8 protein-coding genes are annotated in these 13,409 nt (G+C 67.7%); all 8 read left to right on the forward strand.

Annotation, left to right across the window (positions count from 1 at the left end):
- The first annotated feature begins 9 nt into the window (after nt 1–9).
- The 8 genes from modB (at nt 10) to AVHM3334_RS01135 (ending at nt 13,399) form a co-directional block, all read left to right on the forward strand.
- Complete coding sequence (gene modB / locus AVHM3334_RS01100) at nt 10–687, forward strand: molybdate ABC transporter permease subunit (RefSeq protein WP_284408883.1); 678 nt, start codon at nt 10–12, stop codon at nt 685–687.
- Complete coding sequence (gene modC / locus AVHM3334_RS01105; RefSeq protein WP_284408885.1) at nt 684–1,769, forward strand: molybdenum ABC transporter ATP-binding protein; 1,086 nt, start codon at nt 684–686, stop codon at nt 1,767–1,769. The genes modB and modC overlap by 4 nt, the downstream gene beginning before the upstream one ends.
- Nucleotides 1,770–2,183: 414 nt before the next feature.
- On the forward strand, nt 2,184–4,106 hold the full coding sequence (gene glgB / locus AVHM3334_RS01110; RefSeq protein ID WP_284409115.1) for a 1,4-alpha-glucan branching protein GlgB: 1,923 nt from the start codon (nt 2,184–2,186) through the stop codon (nt 4,104–4,106).
- Nucleotides 4,093–6,330, forward strand: a complete 2,238-nt coding sequence (locus AVHM3334_RS01115; RefSeq protein WP_284408887.1) for an alpha-1,4-glucan--maltose-1-phosphate maltosyltransferase — start codon at nt 4,093–4,095, stop codon at nt 6,328–6,330. Before glgB ends, AVHM3334_RS01115 begins: the two co-directional genes overlap by 14 nt.
- 12 nt (nt 6,331–6,342) lie before the next feature.
- Nucleotides 6,343–9,774, forward strand: coding sequence for a maltose alpha-D-glucosyltransferase (treS, locus tag AVHM3334_RS01120; protein WP_284408889.1), 3,432 nt, complete (start codon nt 6,343–6,345; stop codon nt 9,772–9,774).
- 61 nt (nt 9,775–9,835) lie between these two features.
- Nucleotides 9,836–10,546 (forward strand): mechanosensitive ion channel family protein, encoded by a 711-nt coding sequence (locus AVHM3334_RS01125; protein ID WP_284408891.1) that lies wholly within the window; start codon nt 9,836–9,838, stop codon nt 10,544–10,546.
- Nucleotides 10,547–10,960: 414 nt separating this feature from the next.
- On the forward strand, nt 10,961–11,578 hold the full coding sequence (locus tag AVHM3334_RS01130; protein ID WP_284408893.1) for a TRAP transporter small permease subunit: 618 nt from the start codon (nt 10,961–10,963) through the stop codon (nt 11,576–11,578).
- Between the two features lie 18 nt (nt 11,579–11,596).
- On the forward strand, nt 11,597–13,399 hold the full coding sequence (locus AVHM3334_RS01135; protein WP_284408895.1) for a TRAP transporter large permease: 1,803 nt from the start codon (nt 11,597–11,599) through the stop codon (nt 13,397–13,399).
- The last annotated feature ends 10 nt before the right edge of the window (nt 13,400–13,409 follow it).

Genomic DNA, 13,409 nt, shown 5'->3' on the forward strand with positions numbered 1-13,409 from the left:
CAGCGGTCGATGCCCTTCACCGCACAGGATCTGGCCGCCATCGGCCTCACGCTGCGGCTGGCCGCGCTCACCACGCTCGTGCTGCTGGTGCTGTGCACGCCGCTGGCATGGTGGCTGGCGCGCACGCCGTCGCGCTGGCGCGGGCCGGTGTCGGCCGTGGTGGCGCTGCCGCTGGTGCTGCCGCCCACGGTGATCGGCTTTTACCTGCTGCTCACCCTGGGGCCCAACGGCCCGGTCGGCCGCGCGATGCAATCGATGGGGCTGGCCACCCTGCCCTTCACGTTCGCAGGGCTGCTGGTGGGCTCGGTCGCGTATTCGCTGCCGTTCGCGGTGCAGCCGCTGCAGCGCGCATTCGAGGCGGTGGGTGACCGGCCGATGGAGGCCGCGGCCACGCTGGGCGCAGGCCCGTGGGACCGTTTCTTCACCGTGGCGGTGCCGCTGGCCCGGTCCGGCTTTCTCACGGCGGGGGTGCTGAGCTTTGCGCACACCGTGGGCGAATTCGGCGTGGTGCTCATGCTGGGGGGCAACATTCCCGGCGTGACCCGGGTGGTGTCGGTGCAGATCTACGACCACGTGGAGGCCATGGATTACCTGCAGGCCCACTGGCTCGCGGGGAGCATGGTGGTGTTCTCGTTCGCCGTGCTGCTGGCGCTGCACTGGCTGCAGCCTGCGCGGGGGCGCGCATGACGGACGCCATCGAACTGCGCCTGCGCCTGCAGCGCCCCGGCGGCTTCACGCTCGACGTGGACCTGGCCCTGCCTGGCCAGGGCATCACCGCGCTGTACGGGCCCTCGGGCTGCGGCAAGACGACCTGCCTGCGGGCGGTGGCGGGGCTGGAGCGCGCCCACGGCCGCGTGGCCGTGCATGGGCAGGTCTGGCAGGACGACGCGCAGCGCCTGTGGCGGCCCACGCACCAGCGGGCGTTGGGCTACGTGTTCCAGGAATCGAGCCTGTTCGCGCACCTGGACGTGCGCGGCAACCTCGAATACGGCCTGCGCCGCACGCCCCGGGAGCGCCGCAACATCTCCCTGGAGCAGGCAGTGCAGCTGCTGGGCCTCGCGCCCCTGCTGGCGCGCCAGCCGCACACCCTGTCGGGCGGCGAACGCCAGCGCGTGGCGATGGCCCGGGCGCTGGCCGCCAGCCCGCGCTTGCTGCTGATGGACGAGCCCCTGGCCGCGCTGGACGCACAGCGCAAGGCCGAGGTGCTGCCCTACCTGGAGCGATTGCAGCGCGAACTGGACCTCCCCGTGCTGTACGTGAGCCACGCGCAGGACGAGGTGGCGCGGCTCGCGCACCACCTGGTGCTGCTGGCCGACGGCCGCGTGGTGGCGAGCGGCGCCGCGCCGGCGCTCATGGCACGCCTGGACCTGCCGCTGGCCCAGGGCGACACGGCCGCCACGGTGGCCGAGGGCATCGCCACCGGCCACGACCCGGTGGACCAGCTGATGAGCGTGCGCCTGCCCGGCGGCGCCGTGCTGCTCGTGGCGACCGCGTCGCCGCTGGCGGCCGGCAGTGCCGTGCGCTTTCGGGTGCAGGCGCGCGACGTGACGCTGGCGCGGGTGGCACCGGTGCACAGCAGCGTGCTCAACGTGCTGCCGGCGCATGTGGTGGCGCTGCGCGACGACGGGCCGGGCCTGGCCATGGTGGCGCTGGAGGCGCAAGGCACGCCGCTGCTCGCCCGCATCACGCAGCGCTCGGCCCGCGCCCTGGCGCTGGCGCCGGGTTTGGCGGTGTTCGCGCAGATCAAGGGTGTGGCGCTGCTGGGCTGAGGGGCGGTGCCGGGCAGAAGAGCCCTCCGCCGCGATGTCGCCCGGCATCAGAACCAAAAGTGCCTACAGCACAATAAACACTAGGGGGACTAGCTATTATTTATATAGCAAACCCATGTGAGCACACTGCGATCTGTCATGGCCGCTCCAGTCCGAGCGATGGCGCAGATGGGTTTCCGGGCCCGGCCGCGCGCACCACCGCGCCCCTTGACGGGTTCGCCGCCGTGTGGCAGCCAAACAGGCCCTGCCCTCTGGGGCGCCTTTTTCGATGGGCGCTGTCCTACAAACCCAAGCGCCACTCGCGCGCAGAACCCACCCCGCGCAACGTGCCCCAATGGGTCTTGTAAACCGGATGCGTTGGCGCACCCTCTGCGCCGCAAAGCACCAACTCCCCAAGGATTCAAGCCCGTGCCTTTGCCACAAACCGCCTTGCTGACTGCCCACGACGCCTATCTCCTGCGCGAGGGAACGCATTCACGCCTCTACCAGGCCATGGGCTGCCACCTGCGCGGCGATGGCAGCGGCGCCGACTTCGCCGTGTGGGCACCGAATGCCGCCTCGGTCTCGGTCATCGGCGACTGGAACGGCTGGAACGCCGAAGCGGACGTGCTGCACGCCCGCCCGGACGGCAGCGGCATCTGGGAAGGCGCTGCCGCCCATGCGGCGCACGGCCAGGCCTACAAATACCGGATCGTCTCGCACAACGGCGGCCGCGTGCTTGAAAAAGCCGATCCCTTCGCGGTGTGTGCCGAGCTGCCGCCCCGCACCGCATCGCGCATCTGGTCGCTCGACTACGAGTGGGGCGACGCCGACTGGATGGCCTCGCGCGGGCCGCGCAACGCGCTCGATGCGCCGATGTCGATCTACGAAATGCACCCCGGCTCCTGGCGCCGCCGCAATGGCGAGTTCATGAACTACCGCGAGCTGGCCCACGAAGTGGCCGACTACGTGCATTCGATGGGCTTCACGCACGTGGAGCTGATGCCGATCACCGAGCACCCCTTCTATGGATCGTGGGGCTACCAGACCACGGGGTATTTCGCCCCCACGTCCCGCTACGGCACGCCGCAGGATTTCATGTACTTCGTCGATCACCTGCACCAGCGCGGCATCGGCGTGCTGCTGGACTGGGTGCCGTCGCACTTTCCGGTGGACGGCCATGGACTGGCGGAGTTCGACGGCACGCACCTCTACGAGCACTCGGACCCGCGCCAGGGCTTTCACCCCGAGTGGAGCTCGGCCATCTTCAACTACGGCCGGCACGAGGTGCGCAGCTTCCTGATCTCCTCCGGCCTGTTCTGGCTCGACAAGTACCACCTGGACGGCCTGCGCGTGGACGCGGTCGCCTCCATGCTCTACCTCGACTACGCCCGCAAGGACGGCGAATGGATTCCCAACCGCCACGGCGGGCGCGAGAACCTGGAGGCCATCGAGTTCATGCGCCTGCTGAACCGCGCGGTGTACCGCGACCACCCGGACACGGTCAGCATCGCCGAGGAATCCACCGCCTGGCCGATGGTGTCGCGCCCGGTGGAGATGAACGGCCTGGGCTTCGGCATGAAGTGGAACATGGGCTGGATGCACGACACGCTGTCGTACCTGAAGGAAAACCCCATCAACCGGCGCTACCACCACCACAAGCTCACGTTTTCGCTGGTGTACGCCTTCAACGAAAACTTCGTGCTGCCCCTGTCGCACGACGAGGTGGTGTACGGCAAGGGCTCGCTCATCAACAAGATGCCGGGCGACGAGTGGCAGCAGTTCGCCAACCTGCGTGCCCTGTTCGGACTGATGTGGTCGCACCCCGGCAAGAAGCTCCTGTTCATGGGTGGCGAGTTCGGCCAGCGCCGCGAATGGACGCACGAGGGCGAGCTGGAATGGTGGGTGTGCGACAGCCCGCTGCACGGCGGCGTGCAGCGCCTGGTGCGCGAACTCAACCGCGTGTACCGCAGCGAGCCTGCGCTGCATGAAGTCGATTTTTCGGCGGAGGGCTTCCAGTGGGTGCAGGCCGACGACGCCGGGCAGAGCGTGATCGCCTTCCTGCGCAAGCCCAGCCACCGGGCGCAGCAGCAAGGCGCCGGCCCGGTGCTGGTGGTCTGCAACATGACGCCGGTGCCGCGCGACAACTACCTGGTGGGGGTTCCATCCGCAGGCCGCTGGCAGGAACTGCTCAACAGCGATGCCCGCGAATTCGGCGGCGCCGGCTGGGGCAATCTGGGTGGCCTGGACACGGCGCCCGTGCGGTCGCACCAGTGGGAGCAGTCGCTGTGCCTCACCCTGCCGCCGCTCTCTACCCTCATCTTCCGACAGGAGCCTGCGCACGATGCCCAAGCCTGATACCTCTCCCCCTTCATCGCCTTCATCGCCTTTGCCTTCTTCATCGCCTTCGCCGGCTTCGCGGTCTTCCAACGGCCGCCCTGGCGAAAGCGCTGCGCCCCGCGCCGCTTCGCCGGCCGTGCCCCCGACAGGGCACACGACCGGTCCCGCAGCCGGCAACCATGCCGTGACCGCCATCGGCGGCGCGGACGGCCGCGTGCGCGCGGTGATCGAGGCCGTGCTGCCCTGCGTGGACGGCGGCCGCTTCGCCGCCAAGCGCGTGGCGGGCGAGCCGGTGCAGGTGACGGCCCATTGCTTTACCGACGGCCACGATGTGCTGCGCGTGGCGCTGACGTGGTGGCGAGCCGATGACGCCGGAACGGCCACCGCCACCCACGCGCCCCCCGAGAGCGCCACCGAATTGCCGATGCTGCCCACCGGCAACGACGAATGGGTGGCCGAGTTCACACCGCCCGAACCGGGCCTGTACCGCTACACGGTGGCCGCCTGGGTGGACACTTTCGAGTCGTGGCGCCGCGAGCTGGAGCGCCGCGTGGACCCGCAGGACATTCGCATCGCAGCGCGCGTGGGCGCGGCGGAAGCCCTGGCCGCCGCCGACCGCGCCACGGCCGACGCGGACCGGCGCGCACTGACCGAATGGGCCGAAGCGCTGGAGCGCGGCGCCAAGGCCGAAGGCAGCTCGGAAGGGCTGAAGGCGCTGGCACTGAACGAAGACGCCGCCGAGGCGATGCGCCGCTACCCGGACCGCCGCTTCGAAACGCGCTACCCCACCGCCCTGCCCCTGCGGGCCGACCGCGAGCGGGCCCGGTACAGCACCTGGTACGAGCTGTTCCCCCGCTCCGCATCGCCCAACGCGGGCGAGCACGGAACCTTCCGCGATGTGCAGGCCCGCCTGCCGGACATCGCCGCGATGGGCTTCGACGTGCTGTATTTCCCGCCGATCCACCCCATCGGCCGCGTGCAGCGCAAGGGCAAGAACAATGCGCTCGCGGCCGGGCTGGACGACGTGGGCAGCCCCTGGGCGATCGGTGCCGAGGAAGGCGGGCACAAGGCCATCCTTCCCGAGCTGGGCACCGTGCAGGACTTTCGCCGGCTGGTCGTGGCCGCCAAGGAACACGGGATGGAAGTGGCGCTGGACATCGCCTTCCAGTGCGCGCCGGACCACCCCTACGTGAAGGAGCACCCCGACTGGTTCCGCTGGCGTCCCGACGGCACGGTGCAGTACGCCGAAAACCCGCCCAAGAAATACCAGGACATCTACCCGTTCAACTTCGAATGCGACGACTGGCGCGGGCTGTGGAGCGAACTCAAGAGCGTGTTCGACCACTGGATCGGCGAAGGCGTGCGCATCTTCCGGGTGGACAACCCGCACACCAAGGCGTTTGCGTTCTGGGAATGGGTGATCGCCGAGATCCAGCGCGACCACCCCGACGTGATCTTTCTCGCCGAGGCCTTTACCCGGCCCAAGGTGATGCACGGGCTGGCCAAGCGGGGTTTCACGCAGTCCTACACCTACTACACGTGGCGCAACACCAAGCAGGAGCTGACCGAGTACTTCACCGAGTTGTCCACCGGGCCCGGCAGCGAGTACTTCCGGCCCAACGCCTGGCCCAACACGCCGGACATCCTGCACGAACACCTGCAGGGCGGTGAGCCCGCCGTCTTCATGTCGCGGCTGGTGCTGGCGGCAACGCTGGCGGCGAACTACGGCATCTACGGGCCGGCCTACGAACTGCTGGAGCACCTGCCGCGCGAGCCGGGCAGCGAGGAATACCTGCATTCCGAGAAGTACCAGCTGCGCCACTGGAACCTGGAGCGGCCGGGCAACCTGCGCGCCTTCATCGCCCGCGTGAACCAGATCCGGCGCGAAAACCCGGCCCTGCAGTCCGACCGCAGCCTGCGCTTTCTGCCCGTGGACAACGACATGCTGCTGGCCTACCTCAAGCGCTCGGCCGACGGCAGGAACATCGTGGTCACGGTGGTCAACCTGGACCCGCACAACCCGCAATCGGGCTGGGTGCACCTGTCACCGGCCGACATCGCGATCACGCCGCAGGACCCGCTGGCCGCCGACTGGCAGATGCACGACCTGCTGAGCCACCAGCGCTTCGTCTGGCAGGGCGACGGGCACTACGTCTTGCTGGACCCGCACCGCTCCCCCGCCCATGTATTCGTGGTGCGCCGGCGTGCCGGCCGCCACGATGACTTCGACCATTTCGAATAAGCAGAGCCGCCTATGAACGCACCCCTGGTCCATCACCTGCCGGAGCCGGAACCGGCCGTCACCCCCGAAAACACCGAGATCGACACCAGCGACGATCCGCAGTGGTATCGGGACGCGGTCATCTACCAGCTCAACGTCAAGGCCTTCTTCGACACCAACGGCGACGGGGTGGGCGACTTCAAGGGCGTGACCGCCAAGCTCGACTACGTGAAGGACCTGGGCGTCAACACGATCTGGCTCATGCCGTTCTACCCCTCGCCGCTGCGGGACGACGGCTACGACATCTCCGAATACGAAGACGTTCACCCGCAGTACGGCACGCTGGACGATTTCCGCGAGATGCTGGACGCCGCCCACCAGCGCGGCCTGCGCGTGATCACCGAACTGGTGATCAACCACACCTCGTCGGAGCACCCCTGGTTCCAGCGCGCCCGCACCGCGCCGCCCGGCTCGCCCGAGCGAGACTTCTACGTGTGGAGCGACACCGACCAGATCTACCAGGGCACGCGCATCATCTTCACGGACACCGAGACGTCGAACTGGGCCTGGGACCCGGTGGCCAAGGCGTATTACTGGCACCGCTTCTTCAGCCACCAGCCCGACCTGAACTTCGACAATCCGGTGGTGATGGAGGCCGTGCTCAAGACCATGCGCTTCTGGCTGGACATGGGCGTGGACGGCTTCCGGCTCGATGCGATTCCCTACCTCATCGAGCGCGACGGCACCAGCAACGAGAACCTGCCCGAGACGCACGCGGTGATCAAGCGCCTGCGCGCGGCGATCGATGCCGAGTACAAGAACCGCTTCCTGCTGGCCGAGGCCAACATGTGGCCGGAGGACGTGCGCGAGTATTTCGGCGACGGCGACGAATGCCACATGGCCTACCACTTCCCGCTGATGCCGCGCATGTACATGGCAATCGCGCAGGAAGACCGCCATCCCATCGTCGAGATCCTGCAGCAGACGCCCGACATTCCCGACGGTTGCCAATGGGCGATCTTTCTGCGCAACCACGACGAGCTGACGCTGGAGATGGTGACCAGCAAGGAACGCGACTACATGTACACCATGTACGCGGCCGACATGCGTGCGCGCATCAATCTGGGCATCCGCCGGCGCCTGGCGCCGCTGATGGAAAACGACATCGACCGCGTGAAGCTCATGAACGGCATGCTGCTGTCGATGCCGGGCTCGCCCATCATCTATTACGGCGACGAGATCGGCATGGGCGACAACGTCTTCGTGGGCGACCGCAACGGCGTTCGCACGCCGATGCAGTGGAACCCCGACCGCAACGCCGGCTTCTCGCGCGCCGATCCGCAGCGGCTGTACCTTCAGCCCATCATGGACGCCGTGTACGGCTACGAAGCGCTGAACGTCGAAGCGCAGGCCGGCGACCAAAGCTCGCTGCTGAACTGGACGCGGCGCATGCTCGCCGTGCGCAAGACCAGCCGGGCCTTCGGACGCGGCAAGCGCATCTTCCTGAAGCCGGGCAACCGCAAGATCCTGGCGTACATCAGCGAGCACGGCGACGACGTGATCCTGACCGTGTTCAACCTCTCGCGCGCGGCGCAGCCGGTGGAGCTGGACCTGTCCGCCTACAAGGGGCGAGCGCCCCTGGAGATGCTGGGCCGGGTGACCTTCCCGCCCATCGGCGACCTGCCCTACCTGCTCACGCTGCACTCCTACGGGTTCTACTGGTTTCGCCTGTCCACCGAAGCGCAGGTGCCGTCCTGGCACCAGGACGGGCTCGACCTGCAGGAACGCCCGGTGCTGGTGCTGTTCGACGGCTGGACGAGTTTCTTCCGCGAAAGCGTGATGCCCTGGCGCATCGGCATGGCCGAGCGCATGCGTGCGCAATTCGAATCCGACACGCTGCCGCGCTACATCGAGCTTCAGCGCTGGTATGCCGGCAAGGGCACGGCCATCGACCGCGCCCGCATCCAGGACCACACGGTATGGAAGCCCGATGGCGGCTGCGAGTGGATGCTGCCCATCCTGACGGTGGACGCGCCCGCCGCGCCGGCCGCGTCGTATTTCGTGCCGCTGGCGCTGGCCTGGGAAGAAGGCGACGAGGAGCGCATGCGCCGCCTGTCGCCCGGTGGCGTGGCGCGCGTGCGCCAGCAGGCCAACGTGGGCGTGATGGGAGACGCCTTCCATGACGAGAGCTTCTGCCGCGCCGTGGTGCGTGCCATCGGCGCCAACGAGCAGCTGGGCACCGATCGCGGGGGCACGCTGCGTTTTCGCAGCACCCTGGCCTTCGCCAAGATGGCGGAGGGCCTGGACGAACTCGCGGTCGGGCGCCCCGGCGCGCAGAGCAGCAACACGGTCGTCACCCTGGGCGAAAAGCTGTTCCTCAAGGGCTACCGGCGCGTGCGCGAAGGCGTCAACCCCGAACTGGAGGTGGGCCGTTTCCTGACCGAAGCCGCCCGCTTCGAGCATTGCGTGCCCGTGGGCGGCGCGGTCGAATACGTTGCCAGCGACGGCACGACCATGACGCTGGCACTGGTGCAGTCGTACGTCTCCAACCAGGGCGACGGCTGGGAATACACGCTGGGCTACCTGGAGCGGTTTCTGGAAGACATCCGCATCGCGACCGGCCCCGTGGACGCAAACGTCCATGGCGGCTTCCTCGCCCTCGTGCGGACCCTCGGGCGCCGTACCGCAGGGCTGCACCGGGCGCTGGCGCTGCGCACCGGCAACCCCGCTTTCGATCCGGAACCGATCACCCCGCAGGACGTGCAGGCGTTTCACGAGCGCGCACTGGCCGAGGCCAGCGAGACCTTCGCGTTGCTGGAGCAGCGCATGGCCGACCTGCCGCCCGCGGCACGCACCGACGCCCAGGCCCTGCTGGCGCGGCGCGCCACCGTCATGGACCGCATCGGCCAGGGCGCCGCCACGGCCCCGGCCGGGCACAAGACGCGCTACCACGGCGACTACCACCTGGGCCAGGTGCTGGTGACCGACAACGACTTCGTCATCATCGATTTCGAAGGCGAGCCGGGCCGCACGTTCGAGCAGCGGCGCACCAAGAGCTCTCCTTTGCGCGACGTGGCCGGCATGCTGCGGTCGTTCAACTACGCGCGCTGGGCGGCACTGAAGCGCATGACGCAATCCACCGAAGAGCTGCTGCGCCTCGATGAGGCCGCGCAGCAGTGGGAGCGCGAAACCCGCGCCGCCTTCCTGGACGCCTATGCGCAAGCGCATGCGGAGGAACCGGCGGTGCCGGCGCGCGATGGCTTTCCGGCCGCGCCGACCGTTGCCCCGTCCGCTGCGCCGGTGGCGGACGGCGCACTGGTGGCGCTCTTCGAGATCGAGAAGGCGCTGTACGAGCTGCGCTACGAGCTGGGCAACCGCGTCGATTGGGCGCAGGTGCCGCTGCAGGGGCTGCTGGCGCTCATCGGCGCGGCCGCTTCTTCCACCCCGGCGCCGTTCGCGCCGTAAGCGCGGCGACCCGGGCTGCCGACCGTTCACGTTCACACGACCAATCTGAGGGCATCCTTCCATGGAAAATTTCGGTATTCATCTGGAGCCGGCCCGCGCCATGCTGCTGCAGGTCAGCGCGTTCCTGCCGCGGCTTCTGATCGCCCTGCTCGTCGTCGCCGCTGGCTGGCTGGTGGCCAAGGCCGCCCGCTTCGCCGTCACCCGCGGCCTGCGCGCGATCAACTTTCAGGTGCTGACGCAACGCGCCGGGCTGGACAGCTTTCTGAAGCAAGGCGGCGTGCAGGGCGACACCACCAGCATCTTCGGGGTGCTGGTGTATTGGCTGGTCATCCTGGCCTCGCTGCTCATCGCCTTCAACGGGCTGGGCCTGAGCTACGTGACGGCACTGCTCAGCCGGGTGGTGTGGTTCGTGCCCAACCTGTTCATCGCGCTCATCATCCTGGCGCTGGGCTCGTACTTCGGCCGGTTCGTCGGCGAGATGGTGGCATCCCAGGGCCGGCGCAGCGGCATGAAGGACACGGTTTTGCTGGGCAAGCTGGCGCAGTACGCGATCGTCGCCTTCGTGGTGCTGATCGCGCTGGACCAACTGCGCATCGGTGGCGACATCGTGCGCCAGAGCTTCCTCATCGTGCTGGGCGGCGCCGTGTTCGCGCTGGCGCTGGCCTTCGGCCTGGGCGGCAAGGACCGGGCCGCGGAATGCATCGAGCACTGGTGGCCGCGCAAGCGCGGACCCGGTGAAGGGCCTGCCGGGGAAGATCACCGGATTCCATAACCCTTCGGGGTTTTCCCGAGCCAGCGAGCGCGATCAGCACGGCCAGACCCCGCCAGGGCGTCTGGCCGTTCTTTCGATGGACCGCGATACCGGCCCGCATGGCGCTGCGGACACGGCTCTGCGGGCTCTGCGGGCTTTGCGGTGTCGGAGCGGCCCGCTTCCTTCACCGCTGAAACGCTGCGCCGGCCCCGAGCGCAGCGCGCTTTCACGCGCTTCGCAATGGCCCGTGCGGCATGGCGGAACGAAGCGTTTCGGCCGGCCGGGGGGTTTCCTGCGTGGCACGGCAAGCGGCGTCACCCTATCGTCAGGGTCTCCAGTGGAGGACTCCTTAGAATCCCGCCTGGACAGGAGTGCCCGGTGCACAGCCAGGCGCTCAGGCAAAGTACCTGAAGCCCATTTGGAGACATAAACATCATGCAGGCCCTACTCCGTTTTTCGCGGGGTGTTGACTGGCTCAACACCTTCGTCGGCAAATACGTCATCTGGCTCATCCTGGGCTCCACCATCATCAGCGCCGTCAATGCGGTCGTGCGCAAGGCCTTCAACGCCAGCTCCAACGCGTTCCTGGAGGTTCAGTGGTATCTGTTTGCCGCCTCGTTCCTGCTGGCGGCGGGCTACACCCTGCTGCAGGGCGAGCACGTCCGGGTCGATGTGATCGCCAGCAAGCTCAGCAAGCGTGCTCAGACCTGGATCGACATTTTCGGCTTCGTGGTGTTTCTCACGCCCATGTGCGCGGCGGTGCTCTGGTTCGGCACGCCGTTCTTCATCAACGCCCTCAAGACCAGCGAAATGTCCAGCAACGCCGGCGGGCTGATCCGCTGGCCGGTCTATCTCATGATGCCGCTGGGTTTCACGCTGCTGGTGCTGCAAGGCTGGTCCGAACTGATCAAGCGCATCGCCTTTCTCAAGGGCCTGATCGAAGACCCGACCGTGAAGAAGGGGGAGAAATCGACCGAAGAGGAACTCGCGGAATCGATCCGCCGCCTGGCAGAGGCCGGCGGGGCCCAGACCACCACACAAAAAGCCCCCTGAAGCGCGCCGGAGACCACCATGGAATTCATTGCACACAACCTGGCCCCGCTCATGTTCGCGGGGCTGATCTGCTTTTTGCTGGTGGGCTTTCCGGTGGCGTTCAGCCTCGGGGCCTGCGGACTCTTCTTCGCGTTCATCGGGGTCGAGATGGGGGTCCTGCCTGAAGCGCTGCTGCAGGCCATGCCGCTGCGCATCTTCGGCATCATGCAGAACGACACCTTGCTGGCCATTCCGTTCTTCACGCTCATGGGGCTCATCCTGGAGCGAAGCGGAATGGCGGAAGACCTGCTGGACACCATCGGCCAATTGTTCGGCCCCGTTCGCGGCGGCCTGGCACTGGCGGTGATCTTCGTCGGGGCGTTGCTGGCGGCCACCACGGGCGTGGTGGCGGCGTCGGTGATCTCGATGGGCCTCATCTCGCTGCCCATCATGCTGCGCTACGGCTACGACCGGCGGCTGGCTGCGGGCGTGATCGCCGCCTCGGGCACGCTGGCGCAGATCATTCCGCCATCGCTCGTCCTCATCATCATCGCCGACCAACTGGGTCGCAGCGTGGGCGACATGTACAAGGGCGCTTTCCTGCCCGGCCTGATGCTCACCGGCTTCTATGCGATGTACGTCGTGCTGCTGGCTTTCATCAAGCCCCAGTGGGTTCCCGCACTGCCGCCCGAAGCGCGCACGCTGCGTGACGACAACGGCAAGAGCGGCGTGCTGTCGCTGCTGGTGCTGACCGTGATCTGCACGGTCGCATCGATCTACGTGGGCCAGCACATGGCGCAACTGCACACCTGGTGGACGGGCGAGACCGTCGAGCGCGTCGCGCTGGACGAGACCATCGTGGTCGCCATGTGCTTCGGCGTTGCCCTGGCCTTCGCCGTGGCCATGCTCAACAAGGTCACCCGCATGGGCCTGCTGTCGCGCATGGCCGAGCGCGTGACCTTCGTGCTCATCCCCCCGCTGCTGCTCATCTTCCTGGTGCTGGGCACGATTTTCCTGGGCGTGGCGACGCCGACCGAAGGCGGCGCGATGGGCGCGATGGGCGCTCTGATCATGGCCGTGGCGCGGCGACGCATGAGCTTTCAGTTGCTCCAGCAGGCGCTCAACACGACGACCAAGCTGTCGTGCTTCGTGGTGTTCATCCTGATCGGCGCCACCATCTTCGGCCTGACCTTCCAGGGCGTGGACGGACCGCTGTGGGTCGAGCACCTGCTGGCAGGCCTGCCAGGCGGGCAGCTCGGGTTCCTCATCGTGGTGAACATCATGGTGTTCTTCCTGGCGTTCTTCCTCGACTTCTTCGAGCTGTCGTTCATCGTGGTGCCGCTGCTGGCGCCGGTGGCCGACAAGCTGGGCATCGACCTGATCTGGTTCGGCGTGCTGCTGGCCATCAACATGCAGACCTCGTTCATGCACCCGCCTTTCGGCTTCGCGCTGTTCTACCTGCGCAGCGTGGCTCCGGTGAAGGCGTATGTGGACAAGGTCACCAAGAAGGTGATCCAGCCGGTCACCACGCAGCAGATCTACTGGGGTGCCCTGCCCTTCCTGGCCATTCAGATTCTGATGGTGTCCCTGGTCATCGCCTTCCCGGGCATCGTCTCCAGCGGGCTCGACAAGAAGGAGGTCTACGACCTGGACAAGGTGCGCACGGAAATGGAAGCGGCCATGCCCGACCCCGGCTTCAGCGACGACCCGACCAAGGACATGGAAGGCGGCGCTTCGCAGCCCGGCACCGGCGCCTCTTCGGATGCCCAGCCCGGCAGCGCGGCAGACGACCCCATGAAAGCCATGGAAGAAGCGCTCAGCCGCTCCGAGAAAAAAGAGTGATGTGACCGAG

Origin of the sequence: Acidovorax sp. SUPP3334, assembly GCF_030159055.1 — a bacterium.
Classification (GTDB): domain Bacteria; phylum Pseudomonadota; class Gammaproteobacteria; order Burkholderiales; family Burkholderiaceae_C; genus Paracidovorax.

What these genes read in the sequence shown, in the direction of transcription:
- modB (WP_284408883.1), top strand. Translation starts at nt 10, where the DNA reads ATGCCCTTCACCGCACAGGATCTGGCCGCCATCGGCCTCACGCTGCGG.
- modC (WP_284408885.1), top strand. Translation starts at nt 684, where the DNA reads ATGACGGACGCCATCGAACTGCGCCTGCGCCTGCAGCGCCCCGGCGGC.
- AVHM3334_RS01115 (WP_284408887.1), top strand. Translation starts at nt 4,093, where the DNA reads ATGCCCAAGCCTGATACCTCTCCCCCTTCATCGCCTTCATCGCCTTTG.
- treS (WP_284408889.1), top strand. Translation starts at nt 6,343, where the DNA reads ATGAACGCACCCCTGGTCCATCACCTGCCGGAGCCGGAACCGGCCGTC.
- AVHM3334_RS01125 (WP_284408891.1), top strand. Translation starts at nt 9,836, where the DNA reads ATGGAAAATTTCGGTATTCATCTGGAGCCGGCCCGCGCCATGCTGCTG.
- AVHM3334_RS01130 (WP_284408893.1), top strand. Translation starts at nt 10,961, where the DNA reads ATGCAGGCCCTACTCCGTTTTTCGCGGGGTGTTGACTGGCTCAACACC.
- AVHM3334_RS01135 (WP_284408895.1), top strand. Translation starts at nt 11,597, where the DNA reads ATGGAATTCATTGCACACAACCTGGCCCCGCTCATGTTCGCGGGGCTG.